This window comes from Nostoc sp. CmiVER01 (assembly GCF_034531135.2).
In the GTDB taxonomy this organism is placed as follows: Bacteria; Cyanobacteriota; Cyanobacteriia; order Cyanobacteriales; family Nostocaceae; genus Nostoc.
On the sequence record NZ_JAVRBU020000001.1, the window covers coordinates 215,239 to 240,981 of the forward strand.

The window sequence follows — 25,743 nt, forward strand, 5'->3', positions numbered from 1 at the left end:
TTGGTATCGCCGTGGAACATCTGAGAATTATTCGATATAACCTGTGTGTTTCATGAAGCGTTCAGTCGATTTCTGCGATCGCTGCAACGCTTGATCTACCGAAGTTCGATTGGTTAACGCTGCTGCCAAGGTTTGCCCGACTGAAGAACCGATCGCCTGAAATTCTGGAATATCTACATATTGAACTCCCTTATAAGGAGTTGGTTGTGCTGATGGACGGGTAACATCAGCAGATTGGATCGCTGCCAGCACGATTTCTGCAAAGGGTGCAGCTTTTCGATAGTTGGGATTTTCATAAGTGGAAGTCCGAGTTCCTGGTGGTACAGCAACCCAGCCATTTTCCTTGGCAACCAGTTGAATGTATTCTTTTGATGTTGCCCAAGCAACGAATTTTTGCGCTGCTTCGGGTGATTTTGAGGTTTTTGGAACCGCTAGCGCCCAAGCCCAAAGCCAATTTGAGCCGTTAGGATATTTTTCAATTGGCGCACGAGCAAAGCCAACTTTGTTATACACTTGGGATTCTTTGGGATTGGATAACAACCCCGCAGCAACGGTTGCATCTACCCACATCCCGCATTTACCCGTTGAGAATAATGCTAAATTCTCATTAAATCCATTGGAACTGGCTCCTGGCGGCCCATATTTGTTAAGCAAATCGACATAAAAGGCGATCGCCTCTTTCCAAGGTGGAGTATTGATCGTTGGTTGCCACTTCATATCAAACCACTGTCCACCATAGGTATTAACCAATGTGGAAACAAATGCGACGTTTTCACCCCAACCAGGTTTTCCGCGCAGGCAAACACCATAAACCCCATGCGCTGGGTCGTGGATTTTGCTTGCCCATTCTCTCATTTGGGGATAAGTTGGCTGTTGAGGAACCGTAATCCCAGCTTTTTCAAACAAGTCTTTGCGGTAGTAGAGCATGGAACTTTCCCCATAGAATGGCACGGCATAGAGTTTGCCGTTGTTGGAAAGTCCTTCTCGTATGGGTTTGAGTAAATCGTTTACGTCATAGTTTGCGCCTAGATCCAAGGGTCTTAACCAATCCCGTCTAGCCCAGATTGGTGTCTCATAGGAACCGATGGTCATCACATCAAACTGCCCACCTTGACTTGCAGCATCTGTAGTTGTGCGTTGGCGTAACACATTTTCTTCCAACACAACCCACCTGAGTTGAATATCAGGATTAGCTTCTTCAAATTTCCGAGAAAGCCCTTGCATCACCACCATGTCGCCATTATTTACAGTGGCAATCGTCACTTTAGTTTTCTCTGCGGCTTGCGATCGCGGTGAGCAAGCATATAGCAGTTGCGCCAGCATCACTCCAGCGAGAAATGCAGCTACCACTTTAGCGAAGCGGCGAATACGCATCGCATAACTCCTTTAAAGTAAAAACCGAACGAAATAAATTTTTGATTTTATGCTCTAATTTTGGGCAAAAGCTCAATAATAGAAATCATACCAATCTGACTTCCATCACGGTCATTTGCAACAATTCTTCAATAAGAGGTTGAATCTATGACAGCAAAAGCAACTTATCAGTTTGCAGGTAAAACGATCCTAATTACTGGCGGTGCAGGAGATATTGGCAAGGCAACTGCACACCGTTTTGCTGCCAATGGTGCAGGAATAGCCCTGCTAGATTTGAATGAACCGAAGATGGCAGATGTGGCTGGGGAACTAAAAGGTTACAACGTTCCAGTTGGCACGTTTCGCTGTGATGTTACAGCTAGTGATGATGTTGCCAAAGCTTTTACTAGCGTTGTAAAGCAGCTTGGGCGGATTGACTATGTGTTTAATAATGCGGGTTATCAAGGAGTGTTTGCCACGACTGACGAATATCCTGAAGACGACTTTCAAAAGGTAATTAACATTAACGTTGTCGGCGTTTTTCATATTCTCAAGGCGGCTGCACAACAACTACGCGATGCAGGTGGAGGCGCGATCGTCAATATGGCGAGTTATGCAGGGGTGGTTGGGCCGCCAAATATGTTGGCTTATGCTGCTTCTAAATTTGCTGTCATTGGAATTACTCAGACGGCAGCAAAAGACTTAGCACCTTACGGCATTCGGGTAAATGCACTCTCCCCTGCGTTAATTGGCCCTGGTTTTATGTGGACAAGACAAACAGAATTACAAGCAGCAGTGAGATCGCAATACTTTGATACCGATCCAAAAGTAGTTGAGCAACAGATGATCAATTCAGTACCAATGCGACGTTTGGGAAGCTTGTCAGAGGTGGCAAATGGAGTAGCGTTTTTGATGAGTGAAGAGGCAAGCTACATTACTGGGTTTAACTTGGAGGTGACTGGGGGATAATAGAATTTTAAAAATAATTGAGCAAAGATTATCTCTTTGGGCATATAGTATAAATAATGCAATTATACCTTTGATAGAGACATAGTTTTTGCAGGTAGTATATGGGACAACCTTTTTTAGAGCAGCGCGATGCCAGCAAAGCTGGCTTGCCTCTGAGGGCGCGCAAATTAGACCTGGCTGCACATGCTGCTTGGCTCTATTACATCGCTGGCAATACGCAAGAAGAAATTGCCGCCAAGCTCAATGTGTCCCGGCAAGCTGCACAACGCTTAGTAGCACTGGCAGTCAGTGAAAAATTGATTAAATTTCGACTCGATCATCCCCTGAGTGAATGCATTGCTCTGGCTGAGTCGTTACGCGATCGCTTTGCTCTATCACTTTGTGAAGTAGTACCAACTGATGCAGGTAGTGGTGATACATTATACGGAATTGGTGTATGTGCTGCCACCCATTTAGAGGCTTACCTGATGGCTAAAACTCCGACCATACTAGCGTTGTCATCAGGTCGCACATTGCGAACAATGGTGGAGCAGATACCCTCAATGAACCAACCCCAGCATAAAATTGTATCAATTATTGGAAATATGTCTCATTCTGGGCGTGCAGGTCGTCACGAAGTAGTTATGCATTTATCCGATCGCGTCGGTTCTCAAGCTTACCCAGTGCCGACTCCGGTTGTTGCGACTAGCATCGAAGAACGAGAACTCTTGCAGACTCAGCGATCGTTTGTCGCCGTCAAAACTCTTGCAGAGCAAGCCAAAGTAACTTTTGTTGGAATTAGTCATATTGCTTGGAATGCTCCGTTACATCAAGACGGCTTCATCAATGACGATGAAGTGGCTGAGTTGATTGAACTAGGAGCAGTCGGAGAAATTGCAGGTTGGGCTTATAGCGATCGCGGAGTATTGCTGCAAGAAGGGACAAACAGTCGGGTTGCCAGTGTAGCCCTCGAACAACCCGCTCATCGACTCATTATTGGTGTGGCAGGCACTGTGAGAAAGTCGGAGGCGATTTTGGCTGCTCTACATGGCAAGTTAATTACAGGACTGATTACCGATGAAGCTGCTGCTCAAGCGATTCTTTCTAAGATTTAATAAGTTTACTTTTTACTTGTTAAAGGAATACGAATAGTAAACTCTGTTCCACATCCTGGTGTAGAATCAACTTCAATAATTCCTGCATGTTTGTCTACAACAATTTGATATGCGATCGCCATTCCTAATCCCATTCCTTTGCCTACGGGTTTAGTAGTAAACATATAATCAAATACCCGTTGCTTGACATCCTCTGACATCCCAATACCATTATCGTAAATCTGAATGATCGCGTAATGACTTGATTTATCAACTTGAGTTTGAAGCTTAATTTGATTGGTGTTGGTTTTAATATCCTTAAAACTCCGCTTTTGGCTGGCTTCTTCAAGTGCGTCAATCGCATTCATTAGAACATTTATAAACACCTGATTGAGTTGCCCTGCGTAGCATTCTACTAGGGGTAAATCACCGTATTTCTTAACGATCTGAATTTCTGGTTGATTGGGCGTGGCTGTCAGACGATGGTTCAGAATCATCAGAGTGTTGTCTAATCCTTCATGAATGTCTACAAATTTCATGTCTGCTTCATCGAGGCGCGAGAAATTACGCAGCGACAACACAATTTGACGAATGCGCTTGGTTCCCCCTTGCATCGATGCCATTAGCTTGGGTAAATCTTCTGCTAAAAACTCAATATCAAGGTCTTGGGCGCGATCGCGAATTTCTGGTGTAGGATTTGGGTAGGTTTGTTCATAAAGCTTTAGCAAATCGAGGATGTTTTGGCTGTATTCATTGGCATGATTGAGGTTGGCGTGAATAAAATTAGCAGGATTATTGATTTCGTGTGCCACCCCAGCAACCAATTGTCCCAAACTAGACATTTTTTCAGTATGGATAAGTTGAGCTTGGGTATTTTGCAATTCTTTCAAGGTTTTGCTGAGTTCCTGCGCCTGCTGACTGAAAACAAAGGCGCGATTGCGGATTTGTTCATATAGTTGCACCTGTCGCCATGCACTGATCAACCCAATCACCAACAATCCTCCCAAAACTGTAGCCAACAGGTTCAACGCCTGCAATGGCGATTCAATATTTTCTTGTGGCACAATCAACGCTACCGACCAATTTGCTTCTCTGAGGGGAGTGTAAGCAACATAGCTCCACCTACCATCCAGTTGAACCAATTCAATATTTGTGCGTTTAGCTACCATCTTTTGAGCAATTTCCACTAACTGGGGATTAGGCAAATTAAGGAAACTTTGAGCAGCTTTTTCGGGTGTACCAATTAGTTTTATATTGGGATGGGCGATAGGAATTCCTTGAGAATTCAGGGCAAAGGCATAGCTGCCCTTACCTTGATGTAAATTACTAATCACCTCAACTATCCGGTTAATTGGAATTCCTCCCATTAATACACCTGCTGGCTTTGTGCCTGTCTCAGCAGGAATCGGCGAACTAATCTGAATCTGTAACTGATTAGTTGTACGGCCAATAATTGGATCGGCAGCTACCGTTTCACCTACCATACTCCGCTTAAAAAATTCTCGATCTTTAACATTAAGATGATCCCCATGAGTATTAATTAATGTAGCATCTGGTGTAGCCAAAGCCATAAGTAAAAACGTTTGCAGCCGCTTTACCTCAGATTGCAAGTAAGGTTGAATTGCAGACAAATCCAGCGATCGCACCACAAGAGAATTTGCTAAAGTCTTAATTTCTGTCTTACGAATGGCTAACCAGTTATCAATATCATCCTGACCTTGGGATGTTTTTAATAGTGCTTGCTCCTTAAGACTATCGAGCAACAATCCCTTAACAATGTTATAACTAGTGATAGCTGTGGCGCTAATGCTAATAGACAAAATCACCACAATTGATAACAATAGTAAATTTCGCGATCGCCATTTCGATAAATAGTAATTTTTTTTGATTGGTACATACCGCCGGAGGTTGACTTTCAACCAGCATCTGCGTAATTTAAGGATCATCGTCACTTTGCTCAAAATTAAAATTTAACAACAAAGGCAATGTTGCTGGAAGAATAAACTAAAAAATATCTAATGTGCCTTAGGTCGAAAAGCCCACCCAGCTTATGTAATTTAAAGGTAGAAGAGTTTACTGCCCTTTGTCTCCTGCTTTTTTGAAAAGCAACTGCTGTATTCATACTCGATCAACGTTAAATCAGCTATTTCTTTAAAGTAGTCTGCCCAAAAATCAGCTTTTTCTAACCCAAATTGGCGAAGTCTGCCAAATGATAGACGCAAAGGCAAAAAACAAGAAAGAGAAAGAGATATATAATTTTTACAAATGATTTAAGACTGCTATATTAACCAAGTTACTAGTTATAGACATTTTCTTTTTTAGATTTTAGATTAGATATGAGTCACCCAAAAACCCCAAATCATCAACCAGGATTGGTTTTGATGCCTGGCCCAGAAGGCTGGTGGGATTCGGAACGAGTTTCTTCGCCACAAGTCTTGTATTGTCCCGATGGAACTTGGAAGATGTGGTATTACGGTCGGGATGCGTCTTTTGATCGGCAAATCAATTTGCCCACTGGTCGTTGTGGTTTAGCGATTTCTGCTGATGGAATTCATTGGCAACGCGTCCAAGGATTATTAACTATGGGGGCTGTCTTTGAGCCTCACCAAAATCCTAGTCGGTTTGACTCAGCCCATGTTGGTGTGAGCAATGTCTACTTCTACGATGGTCTTTATTGGATGTGGTATTTCGGTGGAGACCACACAGTTGTTGAAATGGGAGGCTTTAAAGCTAAAGGATTAAATATGCGCCCTGGCTGCGCTATCTCCCGTGATGGCATAAATTGGGTACGGTTGGAAGGTATTTATCAAGGAGCTTTTCTCGATTTAGGCAAGGCAGGGGAGTTTGATGCTCTATTTTGCGCCTGGCCACAAGTCTTGCGTGATGATGATGGAACCTGGAAACTTTACTACCATACCTTAAATCCTGACAAAGGATTCTTGGTCGGTTTAGCTGTGTCTTCCGATGGTTTTCATTGGCAAAAAGTTGGTCATATTTTAGAAGCAGGTGAGTCTGGCAGTTTTGATGAGAGAGGCATTGGTACTCGTAATGTTCTGAAAATAAAGGGACAGTACGTAATGTTCTACGAAGGTGTTAACAACAATGGTTATCACTCCATAGGTCTAGCTGTTTCTAGCGACGGGATTCATTGGCAAAAATATCTAGGACAGCAAGTTGGAGGTTCTATCTTTTCCCATACTCAAAAGGGTTCTGGTCGTTGGGATGCACGGGCTGTAGGCACACCTTGTGTAGTCGCAATGGATGATGGCAGTTTTCGGATGTACTACATTGGCGCAAACGAAGGTGGCCACGATGAACTATCTTCACAGCACCAAATTGGTTTAGCTGTAAGTGCCGGAACAGATTTTTGCCAATGGCATCGTTGGGGTGAATAGTCAAGTCGTAGTGAAGTCCAGAAATTGGATAATTTATTTTTTGGAGTTCCTTAACTACTCGCTCTACCAGGTCAGAGCAATCACTTACTGTACATATCTATCTTTAGATACAGAAAAAATTCATTTTGATTTCATTTTTTTATGGAACACTATGGATAAGTGAACGATAAGATATTTCAGACATTTATCGTGAATTAAAGGGTTTAAGACCCCTACATCTATATGTAGCACCCATTTCAATCGGGGTTTAAATCCTTGTCTGAAATGTCTTTAATTTTGAATTTTGAATTGTTAAATACCTTCATTTATGACAAGTGATTGTTAAAAATATGTTAGCCCGGAGTAAAATTCTCTGGTTAAGGCTTTGGCGTCAGCTGCTTCGACCCAGGCGATTAGCTTTCGTGGAAGCTTGCCTGATTGGTCTTGTCTCTGGGCTAGCGGCAGTTCTGTTAGGACAGGCAGTGGATTGGGCAGGCGCATTGCGAGTCCATATTTCTTACCTTTGGCCTGCCTACTTGGTGCTACCAGGCATTGGACTGATAGGAGGAATCTTAGCTGGTTGGCTAGTCGAGCGCTTTGCACCTGAAGCATCAGGTAGTGGAATGTCTGAAGTCAAAGCCGTATTGGCTCGCGTACCAATGCCGTTAAATCTGCGGATTGCTTTGGTGAAGTTGATCAGCGCAACACTAGTGCTGGGTTCTGGAATGCCTTTAGGGCGGGAAGGGCCAACTGTCCAAATTGGGGCAGCCTTGGCAAATCAACTGAGTAATTGGGCGCCGACTTCACCAGAGCATCGTCGGCAACTCATCGCCGCCGGAGCCGGGGCTGGGTTAGCGGCGGCTTTTAATGCACCGATCGCAGGTGTACTCTTTGTAGTGGAAGAATTACTGCAAGATGTATCAGGTATTACTCTTGGCACTGCGATTTTGGCTTCTTTTATCGCTTCAGTCATCTCCCGGCTCTATGGTAGTCACAGCCTGGATCTGAATCATCTAAATTTAGGTCTTCCCGATACAACTTTCTTTGCTCAGGAAATCCCTTTCTACTTGATCTTAGGAGTGCTGGCGGGACTACTAGGCATTCTATTTAATAAAGGCATTCTTGAGAGTCTAGCAATTAACCGTCGCCTGGTAAGGTTGAGTTTACCCTGGCGAATTGGAATTGCTGGGTTAGTCAGTGGTATTGCGATCGCTTTGTTACCTGCTACCTTTCGGGATCATGCTGGGCTAAGAGAAATTTTGCTTGTAGGTAATACTAATTGGTCATTTGCCGCGATCGCTCTTTTAGTTCAGTTTATCCTAATTATTTTTACCTACGGCTCTGGAGCGCCAGCAGGTTTACTAGTTCCCACCTTGGCTTTGGGGGCTGCCCTTGGTTACTTAGTGGGTGCTGTCGAACACAGTTTACTGGGAATGAGTGCTGCAACAGTTTATGCTCATGTCGGCATGGCTGCTTTTTTTAGCGCCGTCTCTAAAGTACCAATTACAGCAGTCGTCATTGTGTTTGAGATGACAACTGATTTCAATCTGGTGCTACCGTTAATGATTGCTTCTGTGGTTGCCTATTTAGTCGCGGAAAAAATTGATCGGCGATCGCTCTACGACCTTCTACTAGAGTGGAAAGGGATTCACATTACCAAAGAGCCAAGCACAGAGGGGCTTTTAGCACAACTGAGTGCCGCAGATGTGATGCAAAGGCGTGTGGAAACTCTCTCTAGTCAAATGAGTACTGATGAAGCAGTACAAGCATTTTCCCACTCTCACCATCGCAATTTTCCAGTTTTAGAGAATGGTAAAGTTGTTGGCATTGTCACTCAAAAAGATTTAGTTAATATTGCTTCCCAACAGTTAGAAAAAGATACAACGATCAGCCAGATTATGACACCAGAGCCAGTGACAGTAACCCCCACGGCTACACTAGCTCATGTCCTGCATATACTCAATCGTTATCATCTAAGCTGTTTACCTGTTACAGAAAATCGGAAGTTAATCGGAATTATTACTCGTAGTGATATTATTCGTGTAGAAGCAGAGCGACTCAGTGGTAATAGCGAACAAATAGAACCGAAATCAGCACCTTCTTATGTAGTTTACCAAACTCGCGCTCCGGCTACAGGAAAAGGACGTTTGCTAGTACCACTCTCACATCCACAGACAGCCGAGACTTTACTGGCAATGGCAGTTGCGATCGCTAAAGATCGCAATTACGAAATAGAATGTCTACAAGTAATTATCGTTCCATCTGGGCGCATCCCATCGGAAACACCAGTGCAAATCAGCAAAAGTCTTCAACTTTTGCAACAGGCAATATTATTAGGAGAGAAATGGCGGATTCCTGTTCACACTCAAATCCGAGTTACACATAATGTTGCTGGGGCAATTTTGGAGACTGTCAAAGATCGACACATTGATTTGGTACTGATGGGTTGGAAAGGCAGTACATCAACTCCTGGTAGAGTTTTCAGCCGAGTGGTTGATACAGTAATTCGACAGGCTCCTTGTGATGTTATTTTAGCGAAATTGGATGATAAAAGAGCTTTTGACCGTTGGTTGTTGCCAATGGCAGGCGGCCCTAACTCTAGCCAAGCAATTAAGTTATTACCTGCTCTTGCTTCTTTAAGTACATCACCTCAAATCAAGTTATGTCAGGTTTTTCAGCCTACTAATTCTATTCTTGACACAACATTACTAGATAAATCTGTTCACTTTCTGCAACGCCGAGTTAGTGGTAAAGTTATGGCAACTCCAGTTCGTGCCAATTCTGTTTCTGATGCTGTCCTTAAGTGTGCAAAACTTGACAACAGTGATGTGATTGTTCTGGGAGCTAGCCGTGAAAGTTTACTACAACAGGCAATTCAAGGAAATATTGCAGAGAATATTTCTCGCAAGAGTAATTGTACAGTTATCATGGTCAAAACTTAATTACGAATTACGAAAATCTCTACTTCGCTGTTCTGACAAAAGAGAAACTGGTGTTAGAGTTTTTCGCCAGCGTTTCACTGCTGTTTGTAATTCCCCCGACAACCAGCTATCAAATTGCGGATAAACTGGCGATCGCGCCACCAATTCCCACCCAGCAGGTTGTAAAATTTCTCTTAATGCTTGTTCTTGAACATGAGGATAATCAGGATTCACTTCATCTTTTGGGCCAATTCCACCTAAATCTCGCGCACCAGCTTCGATACAAGCGAGTATCCAGAAGTTATCTTGAACTAAATTGGGCGGAATTTGAATAGTAATATCTGGCGGTAAAATCTGACGCGCTTTCGCAATTACTTCTGGTAATTCATGGGGATCAAAAGGTGGTGCATCAAAAGTTTGCTGATGTCCAGGACTATGAGGTTGCAGGATGACTTCTTGAATGTGACGATAACGTTGATGCAATTTAGAAATAGCTTCCAAAGTTTCCCACCAATCATTTACAGTTTCTCCAATTCCCAACAGTAACCCAGTTGTAAAAGGAATCTGCAACTCTCCCGCCCATTGCAATTGTTGTAAACGAACTTCTGGTAATTTACTTGGTGCGTGCCGATGTACAGTATTTAACAATGTTGGCGTTAACTGTTCCAACATCAGCCCCATCGAAACATTTACACGCTTAAGCTTTTGCATTTCCTCAAAACTCAGAGGGCCTACATTGCTATGCGGTAAAAACCCCATTGAAAGTGCTAATTCACACAAATCAAAAATCCGCCCAAACCACGCTTGACGCCTTGACGAATGGGGATGCACTTCACCACTGAGGATAAGAATTTCACAAACTTTTTCGCTTTGAAGCGATTTTAAAATACTTTCTGCATCTGAAATACTCATCCAAGGACTTTTACCCGGTTCGCTGCGAAAGTTGCAGTAACTACAGCGATTAAAGCACTCGTAAGTAGGAACGATTGTATAAGCAGGGCTATAGGTGACAAGACGAGAATTATTAATTGGCATAAGTAAGATAATCTAAAAGAATGCTTTGTTCAAACTATATAGATTATCGTGTGATTTTTGTTGCTATTATATTAGATAGACAATAACTATTTTGCTTTATAAACTTCTGGTAACTGCCACCAAGAAATATGAGGATATTCGTGATGTTCTTCGTGGTAGCCGAAATGATAGCATGTAATAAATGACCACCAAATTGGACGGCTAATCGTTTGAGCACGATGAGGCTGAATATAACCTCCTATGGGTTCGCTATGGGGTATAAAAGTACCAAAATAAAATAATTGCAATGAACTTAAGAGCGAGGGAATCACCCAAAAACTCGTTAGATTAGCATGGGGTATATGAAGGATGTGATTAGCAAAGTGATAGATAATCGTCAAAGCAATCATTTGTCCCCAACTCCAGTAACCCTTCATAAAATGAAAATACCAAGCAAAGAAATTTTTGTGCTTTCCATTATGGAAATCTGGGTCTATTTGACTTGCTGGATTGTGGTGATGTAACCAATGTTTTTGCAATAACTTTTTATAGGGTAGAAGACCATAAAGAGATAAACTTAATGTCCCAATAAAATGATTAATCTTGGGGTTCTGGGGAAACACTACCCCATGCATGGCGTCATGAGATGTAATAAATAATCCTGTATATAAAAATGTTTGCCATAGGATTACAGGCAATAACATCCAAAATTTTAGCTTAGAGATGTCAAGGGAAAGTAATAAACTCAGGCTAATGACCCATGCGCTAATAATGATGATAGCAATGAAAAGCCCCTTAAACTGAGATTTACTTTTCACTACTGGAGTCAGTTTTGTTGGATGACTGGGTGGTTCTTCTAACTGGATCACGCTTTTACTCCGCCTAGCATTCAGGTGAAAATTCCAAAAATATAGTCATGAAAAAAGCAATTAACAGAGAAAATCTGTTAGTGGCCAATGTTTTACACTGGACAATGCTCAAAATATATATATGTATAAATATTAAGATACTTTAACTAGTATTACACAAGTAGATGCTATTTTAAAAACTGTTTTCGGTTGAAAGGTTGAGTAAAACAAGTAAAGATACTGCCAAACTTAGTGTTTATTACAACTAGTGCTTTCTGCTTGATACTTGTAGATATAATCTAAGCCTGCAACAAAGATGGTCAATAATTAGCAGCAAACTTAGGAAACGAGGTGAAGCACGTCCCGCAATACGCTATAACCCTTGAGATCCCAAAACAGGTAAGCTAGAAAACCGATCATAGCCAAGCGACCGTTCCAAAGTTCAGACTGAGGAGTTATCCCCAGATCGCCAGCATTGCGGTCTTTACCATTGTATGCAGTTTCAGTTTTATCACTAGGATAAAGCGCCATTGTTAAAATTACTTAAGATAGCTAATTACTTTGTTCATATTACTTAACCTTTTCATTTGGCGCTATCTGTCTCTAGTTTAAAAGTAGAAGCAACTCTAAAGAATGAGATTTTAAGGCGTTTAGGAAATATTTATCTAACAAAAGTTCAATAATATAGGAATCGTATTTGATTTTTAAAATTATCTCCGTAGGCGGGGAGTGGGGAGTAGGGAGTAGGGAATAGGGAATAGGGAATTAGGCTTTTAATTTGTACCGAGCTTTTTCAGAAATCAAACATTAGTCCTATAGCTTTTATTAGTCTATGAAGCAGAGGTATTTTTACTACACAACTGCTGATGACAACTTATAATTTCACTGAAAAACTATTTTATACATGACAAAAAATCTAACGAAAGTTAGAAGTTTTCTAGAGTGTTATTAAACAGATGAAGAAACAGTAAATAGGTTTTTCAGACTTAAAGTATAACTCCTACGGTACTGATTACAGCTGCAATAGTTGGACGATACCCCAAGTTTTGTATGGGTTGTTCCCTTGTTTAATAAAGTGGCTTTCGCGGCAAGGGTTGAAGAATCAGAAAAATTAATTTTTGCTACCAGTACATTCTGCTATTGTGACTCACATTCTCGTTTCGTTACATAGTGGCGATAGCGAAACATTGCTTCTAGTTGCACTTGCACTAACCAACCACTGACAAATTCAACTGTTCCTCCGCCGGGCATAGAGAAGGAAATAGCATCAGTCAGCCTAGTTTTACCAGCTTCCGGTTCAAATTCATGGCGATGTACCCAAGATTCAAAAGGGCCAGATATCTGTTCGTCGGTAAACAGGCGATATTTTTCACATTCAGTATGACGCGCTAACCAAGTTAAGGGTAATGGGCCGAGAAACAGGCGAAATTCTGTGATAGCGCCCACGTTCAGCCCCCCCTCACGACGAACGATTTGGACTGGCTGCCAAGGTGGATTCAGCAGTTGCAAAATATCTGCCCTTTCGTGAAATTTCCAAACTACTTCTGGTGGGGCATTAATTACTGAGGAATGTTTAAAGTGCAGCATGGAAAGAAAAACCTAAAATTCAACTTTCGGATTCTGTATCAATCTCGATATCTAGGGTATCTTCATCAACCCGCACGTACAAAATATTTGGGTTACAGCAAACTTGACAATCTTCAACATAAGATTGCTGTCCTCCAGCACTCAAGTCAATAAAAGTTAAGTTCGGTTCGCCGCAATAGGCGCAGTAATACTCGGCTGTGTTTTGCATCAAGTTTTCAGCTATAAATTCAATGGCTGTAGTTCCTTGAGGGATGGGTTGATATAACTCTGAGCTTCAGCCAAATGCTTTAGTAGTGTAGACTGTGGCAGAGGCCCTTGCAAGTGGCTCCAGGGTAATACTTGTTCTGTTGACCAATCGGCGTGGACGTAGTAATCTAAATCGGGGATTTGTCCTTTGAGTTGTTTAAAAGCACGTTTGTAGCTACCCAAGGAGTCGCCAAAGTCACGAGTCAGTTGCAGGAGTTGGGACACTCTGCGATCGCCTCTCGATAACAAAGCTTGTATAATCGACCAATTATAGCTTTCTGGGCGAAACTCTATTCCCTGTGGTTTTAGCTGTTTTTGCAAAAACTGCAACCGCTTTTCGGCTTGGCGATTCACCCCAAACCATTGAAACGGTGTGTGTGCTTTGGGTACAAAGGTGCTGCATCCGTATGTTAACCGCAATCCCGGCGCAGCTTTTTTGATATTACGCATCATCGTCACGGTTTGTTCTAAATCTTCTGCTTCTTCACCGGGAATTCCTGCCATTCCGTAGAGTTTCAAGCTTTTTAATCCACCAGCTTTGGCATTTACCGCCGCTTGGATAATTTCGTCGTTATGCAGCTTTTTGTTAATGATTTGCCGGATTTTCTCAGAACCACTCTCTACTGCAATGGTAAGCGATCGCGTGTCTCGTTTCGTCAAAGTTTCTGCTAACTGCACTGTTACGGTATTAGTTCGCACTGAAGCAATGCTGAGACGGACATCATCGTATTTTGGCTGACTAATATAATCTAGTAAAGTCTCAAACTCTGGGTGTTGAGTTACAGAAGCCCCTAATAATCCTAGCCGATTTGTGACTTCTAGACCTTTTGCGATCGCTGGAATTAATGAACTTTCAAGACTGGCTGTTCTAAAAGGCAGTGTTAGATAACTCGCCAAACAAAAGCGGCACATTTCTGGACAACTTCTCACCACTTCCACCATGTAAATATTTTCCCATGCGGCTTTTTCGGTGACTACAGTTGATGCCGATAGCGTATTTCCTCTGTAAGTTTGCTTTTGCACCACTGCGGGAATTTCGGAAGAAATTGGTTTAATTGACTTTACTGCACCATCTATGCTGTGATATTCGATTTCATACAAACTGGGTACATAAATTCCTGGGATTTGTGCAAGTCTTTTTAATTGAGTTTGTCTAGAAGCATTTCTCACTTCTTTGTACGCCTCAATGAAATTTCCCAGGAGGTTTTCGCCATCCCCGAGTAAAATTACATCAAAAAAATCTGCAAAAGGTTCGGGATTCGCTGTGAGAACGGGCCCACCACCAAAAATTATCGGATGAGAATCGTCACGAGAAGTTGCCAGAATAGAAATTTCTAAAGATTCCAGCAAATTTAGAATATTCACATAATCCAGTTCCCAGGAAATCGAAAATCCCACAATTTCTGGGGTTCTAGGGAGTTGTTCGTGAGTATCTGTAAACAGGCGACTCACCTGCACATCATCACGCATTGCTAAGGTTGCCCAAACTACCTGATAGCCGAGGCTAGTTATGCCTACGCTGTACTCATTAGGAAAGGCGAAGATGATGGGTATAGCGTTGGTATCTGGGTTAGCGGGGGTGAAAAGGAGGTGTTCAGAGGTAAATACAGATGATGTCACAGATGTTGTTAGGGGTGTTTAAATAATAGAGTCTCATAGAATTCGCGCCTACACAGGCAAAAACCATTCCTTCTCTTTTCTACGAGACGGTACGCGAACGTGGGTTTGATTTTAGTCCGCGCAGGCTGACAAGAGTTTGTCTAGCCGAGATTTATAGTCGCCAGGGCTTCTTTATCTATATTTGATTTTAAGCCATAAAATTATCAAGTTAAAAAACAATGTCACGCTATTAGCAAGAATAATTGGCAAGGCTTGTAAATAAATTCCGTAGATTAACCACAAAAAAACACCAATAATGAATGTAATCAGCGTTACCATAGAAACATCTTTTGCTGATTTTGTTCGCCACGTTTTAAACATCTGTGGTAAAAAAGAGATTGTGGTTATTGTGGCAGCCGCTAATCCTAAAATTGTCAGAAAATCCATTACGATGCAAACCTATAAAATAAAGTTTTCATTGGTTAAACAACTTATAAATTGATTTTTGCTTGAGAGTTTGTAATTGGCAGTTCTCCAATAATACTTTTTATTTAAGAGCAACGTGATTTTCTGAAATTTGGGAAAAACAGGCGACAATGCTATACTGAATATCTTTGCGATCGCTAAAACATAGCTTTCAGTAAAATTTTTGAAGAAGAATTCAGAAGTCAGAATTCAGCAGTCAGAATTAATCAGTCGGGGATTCAGACCGGCGCAGGAATTGAATACCTCCAAATCTCCGATTTGGAGGGGGTTTTAGACCCGTTTATTCATCCGCTAAATCGATTCAGAATTCATACTGAATTCTGGCTCCTGACTTCTGAATTCTGTTTGATAAAATATTCAAGCACTGCTGGGATTAAGGAAAGAATCGAAAATAGAGTTACAAAAATTATCTCAACACCCAGCTATCCATCGACATCGTAAATGTAATATAATCTCTGCGTTACCTTGCAGCCAAAATTTACTGTTTTCCTTCATTATGTGATGAAATATATGATGCAATACGGTTCAGTTAAGGCTAAAACTGTGTTATCAAAATCAATTTTTTAACGAATCGCCAACACGCAGAGAAGCCAGTGCGTTGGGCGGGCTTCCCGACTTGAAGCAACTGGCGCGACGCAGAGAGAAGAAAGAGATGCTTAACCCAAGCGTATTGATATATGATGAGCTTTCAATATCTAAAAAATATATGTGTGCTAATTTTATCGTAGTTAGAAATCTAACTCCTGAACAAGTGAAATCAGATAAAAATTGAAAAGATGCTTGTTATGATAAATGCCATGTAAACAATTCCTTCAATTAATTCTACTTTTTTTCGGTCTGGCATCGCATGATAACGGCGTTCAAACTCGCTTTGAGTCAGTCTGTCACCGTTTTCCAGAGCAGGAATTGTGTTTTTTGGCGCGATGTCTTCGACATAGCTAAAGTAGGCATTTGAAGTCATAGCTGGAATATTAAGAGGAGAAACTGTAGGGAAAATATTTTGCTTCTATCCAGATTTTAAAACATTACTATGCTGATATAGGATTACTATTTGATTTTTGAACGAATTATATGTGCGCCAATGCGATCGCATTGTTAGTCGATGCAATGGCATTGTCAGGCGATGCGATCGCATTGTTAGTTGATGAAAAAAACCAGATTGCAATCTGACGAATCTGAAATTACGAATTACGAATTGCTTTGCAAGATGCAGGCTTTAACCAAGGACTATGGGGCGTAGTGGTAGGATGATTTGCTGTTAGCACGACTTCCCCTTTTTGATTTAGCGCCAAACCAGTAGCTTCTATAATCGGTTCTGGTGCGGGGGTAGTTGTTTTGCTGGGAACAAATGAGCGATCAGGGTTATCACTGTTTGGATTGAGACTCACCAAATCTACATGCACTAGGTCAGGAGTTAGAATATCCGTTGTCGGATTAGGCGGTAAACCGCCGCGTCCAGTGATTGTAAAACTGCTCTTAGCAAAAGTTCCACCAGCTTGACAAGTCTGTGCTACTTCAGTGTCAATTGGTACTGTTGGTAGGTTGACTAAGCCACTCTTGGGTTCAACATCGGGCGTGTTTAATGTGACCTGTCCAGTTGCAACAATGTCACTTTCAGGGGATAACTGTTGCCGAAATTGAGTGCCAAAAATTCCTTGTGCATTGACTTGAATATTACTACCGGGGCTGCGTCCAAAGCCAGTCGCAATAATATCACTATTCTCTGAAGGAACAGCAACTAAAAATTTAGTACCAATGTTTATATTGCCATCAACTCCATTACTACCAGCAACACCACTAGTGGCAGAAATTAAACCCTGATGACGTAACATCAGTAAATTTTTTATCTTTAGCACAATATCTCCACCCCGACCTGTTCTGGATTCTGCAAATACACCCGTGGGTGAGCCATTGCTATTAGCTCCATTTACTAAAAATTTATCGGTAGCTTCAATTGTTACAGTACCTGCATTTCCTTCTCCAAAACTGCTGGCAACTAATTGAGCGCCACCCTTGAGTGTTAGTTCATTTGTGGTAATTTTAATGGTTCCGGCATTTCCCACTGCCTCTTTTTCCACTGCACTAAAAACACCGCTCGATAAACCATTGATATTAGTACCACTGAATACTGCATTTTGGGTATTAATATTAATACTACCTGCGTTTCCTCTGCCAAAAGTGCTAGCGCTCAGTCGAGCGCCATTAGTGATAGAAAATAACCCAGATGTGATATTTGTGTTTCCACTATTACCTTGAGCATTTGGATTGATAGTTTGTTTTCTAGGCTCAATTGTGACTGGAGGAGCGCCATTAATGATAGAAAATGACCCAAATGTGATATTTATGTTTCCACTATTACCTTGAGCATTTGGATTCATAGGTTGTTTTCTAGGCTCAATTGTGACTGTAGGAAACCCAAAGTCATTTTTGTTGACTTTAATGATTGGCGCCGTTGTAGAACCTAGCGTGCTGAATACACCGCTTTTGAAACTATCAAGCGCAATTACATCTGCGTCTAAAACTATAGTGCCTGCGTCGCCCACTCCTAAGGCACTAGTAGCTACTTGCGCCCCATCAATTAGTGATAGAGTTCCAGCATTGATGTCAATATTGCCGCCTTTACCTACGCCTCCAGATTCCACCGTGCTGAAAATGGCAGCTTCTCTAAGCTCAACAGCATTTTTGGCACGCACTGTCACATCCCCCGCCTTCCCTTGTCCACTGGTTAAGGCAGTGAGGAATGCGCCATCGTGTAACGAGAAAGAACCAGAATCAATAGTAATATTACCCCCGTTGCCAACTGTCCCCGTTTCCACCGTACTGAAAATCCCACTGACAATACCCTTTTTCTCGCCAGCAATATCAACTTTCCCAGTCACATTAACGTTGACATTCCCCGCATCCCCTTGTTCTGCTGGCTGGGTAGCAGATGCTCGACGAATAAGGGTTTGCAGTTGAGCGCCATCAGTGAGTGACAGAGTTGCAGCATTAATGTCAATATTACCTCCCTTACCCATGCCTCCAGATTCCACCGTATTGAAAATGGCAGCTTCTCTAAGTTCAACAGCATTTTTGGCACGCACTGTCACATTCCCCGCCTTCCCTTGTCCATCGGTTAAGGCAGTAAGGAATGCGCCATCGTGTAACGAGAAAGAACCAGAATCAATAGTAATATTACCCCCATTGCCAACTGTCCCCGTTTCCACCGTACTGAAAATCCCACTGAAAATACCATTTTTCTCGCCAGCAATATCAACTTTCTCAGTCACATTAACGTTGACATTCCCCGCATCCCCTCGTCTTGCTGGCTCTCCTGCAATAGTTTCAGGTGTCCCCAAACCTTGCTTAATACCAGCAGTTAGGACAGTTCCTCCTAAAATCTCTAGATTCCTGGCGTTGATTGCAATATTACCGCCACCAGCCCCAGTTACAAATACACTTGAATTATTAGTAAGGGATACATCTGTTCGCGCAACATTATCAGGAAATTTCAAGCTGAGATTATCACCATCTACACCCAGCGCTACACTACTAGGTTCCGCCACTCCTCCTAACTCAACTCGTCCACCATAAGCATTTAATTTTCCCCCATCCATGCTGACATTACCACCAACCAGCAGTAAACTTTTACCATTTGGTACTCGTAGACCAAATGCGTCAAACCCTGCTGGATCTTTACCTGCAAATGCAATTGAGTTATTTTGAATCGCTGCGTTTTGATTAATCTGATTAAATAGCAATGCTGAAGGATTAATAGTCAATAACGGTGAAGGAATATTTTTCTCAGTAGCGCTAAAAAATCCTCGATTTCCAAATTGCAGTGCATTCGCTGTTGTCGCCACAAACGAACCGCCAACATTTAATTGAGCATTCTGACCAAATACAATTCCATTGGGATTAATTAGAAACAGGTTCGCCGTAGGATTAGTGCGGATTATCCCATCAATATCAGAACGTGACCCACCCGTTACCCGACTGATGATATTTTGAATATCCGCAGCATTATTAAATATTGCAGTGCCTCCAGTGGGAACAGAAAACTCCTGAAAACTGTGGAACAGGTTGCTTCCTGCTTGAGTTCCTTCAGTGATATTGAAGATGTTCCCATTCTTTGTAACATTAGAGTTATTAGGCAAAGTGCTATCTGGAATAATTTGGGCAACAGCGCAATTTGTACTCCCAATGCTTGAACCACATATTGCTGCAATTCCTATAAACCAGCCCCAACGAATATTTATCTTGGACATTGCACCCCTCTTAGCAAACAGCAGTTGCTAAACTTTTGGTTATGTCACACCACTAACGTGGGTTTACGATGATTAAAGTCACCTCTGGATAATTTTTAGTTGCGATCGCATTAGTTTTACGCAAAACTTGCTGATTTCTTTACATAAATTTATACAATGGCATTGTCAGTCGATACAATGGCATTCTCACCCAATACAATCGAATTGTTAGTCGATGCAATCGAATTGTCAGTCGATGCAATGGCATTGTCAGTCGATACAATGGCATTGTAAGTTGATGCGATCACATTGTCAGCCGATGCAATGGCATTGTCAGCCGATACAATAGCATTGTAAATTGATACAATCTTGAAACCAAATACCATAATTACAGCCAATTACCCAACAGAACATAGGGGGCCCAAAACCTGGGACGTTTGTATTTGGGATTTTGCAAAAGAGCTAGCTGGGCGCGACGGAGTACTTCAGCTTTAGTTAGGTTTTTGTTGGCTAACTCTTGGTAAAATTGACTCATCAACACAGCAGTAGACTCATCATCTAAGTTCCACAAAGAAGCGATCGTACTGCGTGCTCCTGCTTGAAAAGCGACACCAGCAATTCCCAATGCAGCTTGTTCGTCCCCAGCAGCTGTTTGACAGGCACTAAGGATGAGCAATTCAATCGCTTCGGGTCTATTTTGCTCTAGTGTTCGCACTAACTCATTTAACTTTTTGACATAAATACGCTCATTCCAAGCGACAATAAATGTCTTCTCAGCCTTAGAGCTAAACTGACCATGAGTTGCAAGATGAACGATAGGGAAAGATAAAGAATTAATCCGGTTTTGCAAAGTTTTGCTGGTAAATTCTTGATTTAGAAGGATAGTGCTAGGGACTTGAGAGCGAATTTCTTCTAATTCAAGTTTGACGTTGGGTAGTGCAGAAAATCCCGAACTTGCTTGAGTCAATCCTGCTGCTATTGCCTTTAATCCTTTATCCAATGGTTTGGGTTCAATCAGTTGCAGACTGGGGGTAAGTGCAATGTTATACTTCTCAACTAGATACTGTTTGCCATCGTATAGAGCTGCCATCGGAATATTCCGCAACCAACCATCCAGTATAAACACTAAAGTAGGAGTCTTATTTTCAGCTAAGGCAGCTTCAGCAGGTTGAATCAGCCATTTGTAAACCTTCTGGGATAAAGATTGAACCTGTCGCAGCGTGTGTGGTTTGGGTAGATTTTCTTGTAGTTGCGCTAAAATAGTTTCCAATTCTTTTTCAACTACAGGGCTACTGTAGTGCAACCAACGCTGTTGAGGCAACTTAATAATTACCTCTAGTCGATCTGGCAAAATAAATGGATAAATAATTGCTGCCGTTGGATCTTTTTTGGGATTACGGATTTGAGCATTTAAACAGTTGTTGCGAAAGAAGTTTTCTAGTTCTGCTATTTGGAGTGATTCGATTGTATTGCTGGCTTTGGCAAGATTTTCTGAGCTAACTTGATTACCGTGAGATTGCAAAAGTAAATCAACCAACTGACGATAGACTGGTTCAACTTCCTCTCTAAAGGAAAATTTCACCGCAGAATTGACAGCAACTAAATCACTACGGAGGGCTTGGAGGTTATTAACTGCTTCTGTGTAAGCTGCTACTGCTCCTTTTGTATCTCCCTTAGTTTTAAGCAAACGTCCCAGTTGCCATTGCCATTGATAGCCAATATCTTTAGCATCGATATCTTGAGCGATGAGTAAGGCTTGTTGGGTGAGGTTTTGGGCATCAGACCACTGTTGAGTTTGTTCGTACACTTGACCTAAAACACCTGTAGCATAGGATTGTGTGCGTTTATCTTGCAAACTTTTTGCTTGCTCAATCGCAGTTGCTAGTAATTGGGCAATATCCAACCATGAGTCCGTGTCTGCGGCGGTCTTTTTTCGGAATTGCATTAGACTTTGGGCAAAGTTAATGCGGGCAGAAATTGCTGTCCGACTAAGGGGTAAGTCGTTAAGCTGAGTTTTAATTTGAGAGGATAATGTTTGGAAAGCTGACAATTGATCAGTTTTCAGCAGTAGTCTTAGTTGATTGGCTTGAGCTTGGATACGTGTAGTCGGTGAGGTTGCAGTTTTGATAGTTTGTTGATAGTACTTTATCGCTGTTTGCGTGTCTTGCTGGACACGGGCTGTATTACCCAGACTGAGGAGAATATCAGCGATCGCTTCTCGATCTGGCAACGATGAAGCTATTTCTAAACTTTGCTGCAATATTTGCCGAGATGTTTCTAAATCACCTGTAACTTGCACGACATTGCCAAGACTATGCAGGGCTGCGACTTTAACAGGTGAGTTGGGTTGACTTTGGAGAATCTGGGTACTTTCTCTTAAGGTCTTCTCGGCTTGCCGATAAAACCCTAAAGCTTGCAAAGCTTGGGCTTGGTTAATCCGATTTTGAATAGTTGCCCTTTGATTGCCTATTTTGGTATAAATGTCAAGTGAAACTCGCCAAGTATCTAGGGCATCTTCAGTTTTGCTTTGAGCCAATTGCAGGCGACCTTTGATATCCAGGACTTGGGCTAGAATTTGCGAGGAGTCTTTGGTGTCTATTTTTTTAGCAGTTTGTAATAAGTTGAGACTTTGAGCGATCGCAGTTTCTGCCTCTGACCACTTTCCCAATTGCTGATAAGCTAATGAGAGATTACCCAGTGCGATCGCTTGTCTTAGTTCATCTTCATTAGCTTTGAATGCAGAGATAGCCTGTTGCCAAGAAGTAGCAGCTTCAGCAAACCGTTCAGCTTCATAAAATTTACTGCCCTGTTCCAGCAAATGGGCATAGGACAACTTTTGAAGACTAGAGTTTTCCGCAGTTACATGTGCGAAGGTAGGGGGCAACAATCCTGCGCCTAAGAACATAGCCAAAAACAGCAGTACACTTAAAAAGCGTTTGATTTTCCGTAATCTAAATTTTTTTGCCATGTTTTTGTCCCCACTTGCACCGCGTTTTACTAAAAATAGACAGTGTTAAGTTCTCAACCTCCCTGGCGTTGATTAAATACACGACAATCGGCTGTCCTCTGCCAAGAAGAATGAGGCGTGACAGTCGGTGCAGAGTTAGTGAGAATTACATCGCCATTAGCAGCAATTACCCAACCAGTAGCTTCTACAATGCGATCTGGTGTTGGATTAATAGGATTTGTGGAAACTGCTGGAGTATTACCTACTTTTGGGTTGAGAGTCACCAAATCTACCTGCACTGCGTCAGCGCTGAGGGCTTCACCCGGATTAGGTGGTAAGCCACCGCGTCCAGTGATTGTAAAACTGCTCTTAGCTACAGTGCTACCTGCGGTACAAGTCTGTGCTACTTGGGTATCAACTGGTACGACTGGTAAGTTAACTAAGCCACTGTTAGGGTCGATATCCGGTGTATTGAGTTCTACAGTGCCGTTAATTCCAAACTGGGAACTAGCAGTGATATCGCTTGTTTGTGGGTTTTCTTTGTCTCGAAATTGAATACCGTAAACACCAAAAGCGCTGATTTGAACGTTTCCTCCCTTACCTGTGAAAGCATTAGCGGTAATATCACTATTTTCTTTGGGGACGGCAATAATGAAGCCATGAGGAGCATTGATAGTGATGTTTCCACCGTCTCCACCTTGATTTTCAATGCCTGCTGTTGTAGAAATTCTACTGCCACGGCGAATTAATAATAAATCCAGATTTTCCCGATGATTTTCTAAGGTAATATTGCCACCTTTACCAGAGGCAGTTTCTGCTGCGATCACAGCTCCGTTGTCCAAGCGGATAGAGCGTGCTACAACTTTTATACTACCTGCCGCATTATTATTCCCTTGACTAATGGTAGCGATTTTAGCACCATTGCTGACAGAAAGTGACTTGGTAGAGATGTCTATATAACCACCATTGCCTATGGCTTTCTTGTCTGCTGTGCTGAATACTCCACTAAAAAATCCGTTTTTATCCACCCCATCTAAGACGATATCGCGGGCATTGATGAACACGTTTCCTGCATTCCCTGGCCCTAGAGTACTGGTAGTTATAACAGCACCATTAGTGACAGAAAGTGAATCTGCTATAACATTGACATAACCCCCCTGACCCGCATATTTTGTTTCCATCTGGCTATATATACCACTGGGAAGAAAATACGATTGCACTTCATTCAAATATGAGCCTACTCCATCCAAGACAATATTGCGGGCGTTAATCAAGACGTTTCCCGCACTCCCTTGCCCTAAAGTAGTGGTACTTAGAGAAGCGCCATTGCTTACTCTTAGCGACTCTGCTGTAATATTTACACTGCCCCCCTGACCCACGCCAATATCTCTAACAGCGCTCGTAGCAGCACTGGATTGTCTGATTTGTTTATTTCTATCGAATTTACCCATCCCGTCAAACACAATATCGCGGGCGTTGATGAACACGTTTCCTGCATTCCCGCGTCCAAGAGTACTGGTAGTTATTACACCACCATTGGTGACAGAAAGTGAATCTGCTGTGATATTAATATCACCTCCCTGGCCCACACCCTGGTGGTACTCAGGTACATACGCAGTATTAATTCGGCTGTATATACCACTACTTTCTAATTGGGTACTTTGCCCATCAATGACAATATCACGGGCGTGAATATTTACAGCACCCGCATTTCCCTCTCCAAGGCTACTGACATCTAGTTGAGCACCATTGGTTAATCTTAATAACCTTGTTTGGAGATTGACATTACCCCCCTGACCAATGCCAGACGATTCAACTTTGCTAGATGCACCACTGTGCAAGTTAGGAGCTTTCTGGTTTTCTCCATCAAAGGAGGTTGTATCACGAACATTAATATTCACGCTACCTGCATCTCCTTGCCCGTAAGTGCCAGCATACAGTTGAGCGCCACCACTAGCAGACAGCGACCCCGCCGATATTTGGACATCACCTCCCTTGCCTTTTGCGCCAACTCCCACCCGATTAGAAATAACACTGTCAGCATCAGCAATGGTGAATGCTTCTGTGGCATTAATGAGAATATCTCCGGCTTTTACGTCAGATCCCCCTAGCCCTCGTGATATTCCTGCGAACAGTTGACTTCCTCGCAAAATCTTTAAGTTTCTGGCATTAATGGCGATAGTCCCGCCACTGGCTGCACGTACATTTACATTAGCGCCATTGGTAAGATACAGATTTGCTCGTAATTTACTATCAGGAAAACTCAAACTCAAATTGTTGCCATTCACATCAATTCCCACAGTTCCAGGTTCTGCCAATCCTCCCAACTCAACTCGACCACCAAAAGCAAACAATCCGCCACCATTCATGCTAATGTTGTCACCTACAAGCAGCAAACTTTTACCGTCGGGAACACGTAGACCTTTAGGAATAAAATTTTTTGACGGGTCTAATTCTGTTCCCTGTGCTTGTGAGTTATTTTGAAGCGGCGCTGCTGCAATTTGATTAAATAGTAAGGCGGAAGGGTTGACCGTTAGCAGTGACGAAGAACTTTGTGGATTTGAAGCACTAAAAAAACCTTGATTGCCAAAAGCGATCGCATTCGCTGTTGTCGCAACAAAAGAACCACCAATATTTAATTGAGCATTTTGACCAAAAATAATGCCGTTGGGATTAATTAGAAACAGGTTAGCTGTTCCATTAGCGCGAATTATCCCATCAATATTGGAAGCTAATCCACCCGTTACTCGACTGATGATATTTTGAATATTCGCAGCATTATTAAATATTGCAGTACCGCCAGTGGGAACAGAAAACTGCCCAAAACTGTGGAATAAGTTGCTTCCAGCTTGGGTTCCCCCTTCAATGGTACTGATGTTATTTTGTGTTGTAACCCTGGAATTATTGGGTAGAGTGCTATCGGGGGTAATTTGGGCAAAAGCGGAATTAACAGAAAAAGCGAATGTCTGCAATACAGCTTCGCCGATCGCACTACTCATCACCAACCAACTTCCCAGTGCAAATTTCCACCACCAATGCTGCCTATGTCGCTTCATTGTAGACATTGCACCCCTTAAATAACCAGCAAGAAGACTACATC

At 42.2% G+C, this 25,743-nt stretch carries 17 protein-coding genes; 4 read left to right on the plus strand and 13 right to left on the minus strand.

From position 1 onward, the window contains the following. Positions 1-27: 27 nt before the first annotated feature. On the minus strand, positions 28-1,374 hold the full coding sequence (locus tag RMZ43_RS00745; protein ID WP_322653661.1) for an ABC transporter substrate-binding protein: 1,347 nt from the start codon (positions 1,372-1,374) through the stop codon (positions 28-30). A gap of 147 nt (positions 1,375-1,521) precedes the next feature. Between RMZ43_RS00745 and RMZ43_RS00750 the strand changes: the two genes are divergently transcribed. Continuing rightward, entirely contained in the window at positions 1,522-2,322 is an 801-nt protein-coding gene (locus tag RMZ43_RS00750) for an SDR family NAD(P)-dependent oxidoreductase (RefSeq protein ID WP_322653662.1), read from the plus strand. Between the two features lie 101 nt (positions 2,323-2,423). Beyond that, positions 2,424-3,416: a sugar-binding transcriptional regulator gene (locus RMZ43_RS00755; protein WP_322645709.1), complete on the plus strand. Its 993-nt coding sequence runs from the start codon at positions 2,424-2,426 to the stop codon at positions 3,414-3,416. A gap of 5 nt (positions 3,417-3,421) precedes the next feature. Here RMZ43_RS00755 and RMZ43_RS00760 read toward each other — a convergent pair whose 3' ends face one another. Next, entirely contained in the window at positions 3,422-5,341 is a 1,920-nt protein-coding gene (locus tag RMZ43_RS00760; RefSeq protein WP_322653663.1) for a sensor histidine kinase, read from the minus strand. A 390-nt stretch (positions 5,342-5,731) separates the two neighbouring features. On the opposite strand from RMZ43_RS00760, the gene RMZ43_RS00765 reads away from it, so the two are divergent. Together RMZ43_RS00765 and RMZ43_RS00770 are read left to right on the plus strand one after the other, a co-directional pair. After that, positions 5,732-6,790: a glycosyl hydrolase gene (locus RMZ43_RS00765; RefSeq protein ID WP_322653664.1), complete on the plus strand. Its 1,059-nt coding sequence runs from the start codon at positions 5,732-5,734 to the stop codon at positions 6,788-6,790. Positions 6,791-7,119: 329 nt separating this feature from the next. Then, positions 7,120-9,711, plus strand: a complete 2,592-nt coding sequence (locus tag RMZ43_RS00770; RefSeq protein ID WP_322653665.1) for a chloride channel protein — start codon at positions 7,120-7,122, stop codon at positions 9,709-9,711. Here RMZ43_RS00770 and cofG read toward each other — a convergent pair whose 3' ends face one another. The 11 genes from cofG to RMZ43_RS00825 all read right to left on the minus strand — a co-directional run bounded on the left by cofG (position 9,712) and on the right by RMZ43_RS00825 (position 25,708). Further along, the gene (cofG, locus tag RMZ43_RS00775; RefSeq protein WP_322653666.1) at positions 9,712-10,725 is read right to left on the minus strand and encodes a 7,8-didemethyl-8-hydroxy-5-deazariboflavin synthase subunit CofG; all 1,014 of its coding nucleotides are present in this window, start codon (positions 10,723-10,725) and stop codon (positions 9,712-9,714) included. An 86-nt stretch (positions 10,726-10,811) separates the two neighbouring features. Then, positions 10,812-11,573, minus strand: a complete 762-nt coding sequence (crtW, locus tag RMZ43_RS00780) for a beta-carotene ketolase CrtW (RefSeq protein ID WP_322653667.1) — start codon at positions 11,571-11,573, stop codon at positions 10,812-10,814. 318 nt (positions 11,574-11,891) lie between these two features. Continuing rightward, a complete protein-coding gene (locus tag RMZ43_RS00785) occupies positions 11,892-12,083 on the minus strand; it encodes a chlorophyll a/b-binding protein (protein WP_322653668.1) in 192 nt (63 codons plus the stop codon). A 606-nt stretch (positions 12,084-12,689) separates the two neighbouring features. Next, positions 12,690-13,139 carry an SRPBCC family protein gene (locus RMZ43_RS00790; RefSeq protein WP_322645715.1) on the minus strand — a complete coding sequence of 150 codons (450 nt, stop codon included), beginning with the start codon at positions 13,137-13,139 and terminating at the stop codon, positions 12,690-12,692. A gap of 19 nt (positions 13,140-13,158) precedes the next feature. Next, complete coding sequence (locus RMZ43_RS00795; RefSeq protein ID WP_012411100.1) at positions 13,159-13,347, minus strand: CPXCG motif-containing cysteine-rich protein; 189 nt, start codon at positions 13,345-13,347, stop codon at positions 13,159-13,161. A gap of 11 nt (positions 13,348-13,358) precedes the next feature. Beyond that, on the minus strand, positions 13,359-15,005 hold the full coding sequence (locus RMZ43_RS00800; protein WP_322645716.1) for a B12-binding domain-containing radical SAM protein: 1,647 nt from the start codon (positions 15,003-15,005) through the stop codon (positions 13,359-13,361). A 171-nt stretch (positions 15,006-15,176) separates the two neighbouring features. Beyond that, positions 15,177-15,431, minus strand: coding sequence for a SemiSWEET transporter (locus RMZ43_RS00805; protein ID WP_152589587.1), 255 nt, complete (start codon positions 15,429-15,431; stop codon positions 15,177-15,179). A 796-nt stretch (positions 15,432-16,227) separates the two neighbouring features. Next, positions 16,228-16,431 carry a hypothetical protein gene (locus RMZ43_RS00810; protein WP_322646026.1) on the minus strand — a complete coding sequence of 68 codons (204 nt, stop codon included), beginning with the start codon at positions 16,429-16,431 and terminating at the stop codon, positions 16,228-16,230. A 220-nt stretch (positions 16,432-16,651) separates the two neighbouring features. Continuing rightward, on the minus strand, positions 16,652-19,717 hold the full coding sequence (locus RMZ43_RS00815) for a filamentous hemagglutinin N-terminal domain-containing protein (RefSeq protein ID WP_428850688.1): 3,066 nt from the start codon (positions 19,715-19,717) through the stop codon (positions 16,652-16,654). A gap of 367 nt (positions 19,718-20,084) precedes the next feature. Then, positions 20,085-22,664: a CHAT domain-containing protein gene (locus RMZ43_RS00820; protein WP_322654085.1), complete on the minus strand. Its 2,580-nt coding sequence runs from the start codon at positions 22,662-22,664 to the stop codon at positions 20,085-20,087. A gap of 53 nt (positions 22,665-22,717) precedes the next feature. Beyond that, positions 22,718-25,708, minus strand: coding sequence for an S-layer family protein (locus RMZ43_RS00825; RefSeq protein WP_322654086.1), 2,991 nt, complete (start codon positions 25,706-25,708; stop codon positions 22,718-22,720). Between the last annotated feature and the right edge of the window lie 35 nt (positions 25,709-25,743).

Bases quoted from the DNA above. Each gene is read 5' to 3' on its own strand.
- RMZ43_RS00745 (WP_322653661.1), bottom strand. From the start codon at position 1,374: ATGCGTATTCGCCGCTTCGCTAAAGTGGTAGCTGCATTTCTCGCTGGA.
- RMZ43_RS00750 (WP_322653662.1), top strand. From the start codon at position 1,522: ATGACAGCAAAAGCAACTTATCAGTTTGCAGGTAAAACGATCCTAATT.
- RMZ43_RS00755 (WP_322645709.1), top strand. From the start codon at position 2,424: ATGGGACAACCTTTTTTAGAGCAGCGCGATGCCAGCAAAGCTGGCTTG.
- RMZ43_RS00760 (WP_322653663.1), bottom strand. From the start codon at position 5,341: ATGATCCTTAAATTACGCAGATGCTGGTTGAAAGTCAACCTCCGGCGG.
- RMZ43_RS00765 (WP_322653664.1), top strand. From the start codon at position 5,732: ATGAGTCACCCAAAAACCCCAAATCATCAACCAGGATTGGTTTTGATG.
- RMZ43_RS00770 (WP_322653665.1), top strand. From the start codon at position 7,120: ATGTTAGCCCGGAGTAAAATTCTCTGGTTAAGGCTTTGGCGTCAGCTG.
- cofG (WP_322653666.1), bottom strand. From the start codon at position 10,725: ATGCCAATTAATAATTCTCGTCTTGTCACCTATAGCCCTGCTTATACA.
- RMZ43_RS00785 (WP_322653668.1), bottom strand. From the start codon at position 12,083: ATGGCGCTTTATCCTAGTGATAAAACTGAAACTGCATACAATGGTAAA.
- RMZ43_RS00790 (WP_322645715.1), bottom strand. From the start codon at position 13,139: ATGCTGCACTTTAAACATTCCTCAGTAATTAATGCCCCACCAGAAGTA.
- RMZ43_RS00795 (WP_012411100.1), bottom strand. From the start codon at position 13,347: ATGCAAAACACAGCCGAGTATTACTGCGCCTATTGCGGCGAACCGAAC.
- RMZ43_RS00805 (WP_152589587.1), bottom strand. From the start codon at position 15,431: ATGGATTTTCTGACAATTTTAGGATTAGCGGCTGCCACAATAACCACA.
- RMZ43_RS00810 (WP_322646026.1), bottom strand. From the start codon at position 16,431: ATGACTTCAAATGCCTACTTTAGCTATGTCGAAGACATCGCGCCAAAA.
- RMZ43_RS00815 (WP_428850688.1), bottom strand. From the start codon at position 19,717: ATGTCCAAGATAAATATTCGTTGGGGCTGGTTTATAGGAATTGCAGCA.
- RMZ43_RS00820 (WP_322654085.1), bottom strand. From the start codon at position 22,664: ATGGCAAAAAAATTTAGATTACGGAAAATCAAACGCTTTTTAAGTGTA.
- RMZ43_RS00825 (WP_322654086.1), bottom strand. From the start codon at position 25,708: ATGTCTACAATGAAGCGACATAGGCAGCATTGGTGGTGGAAATTTGCA.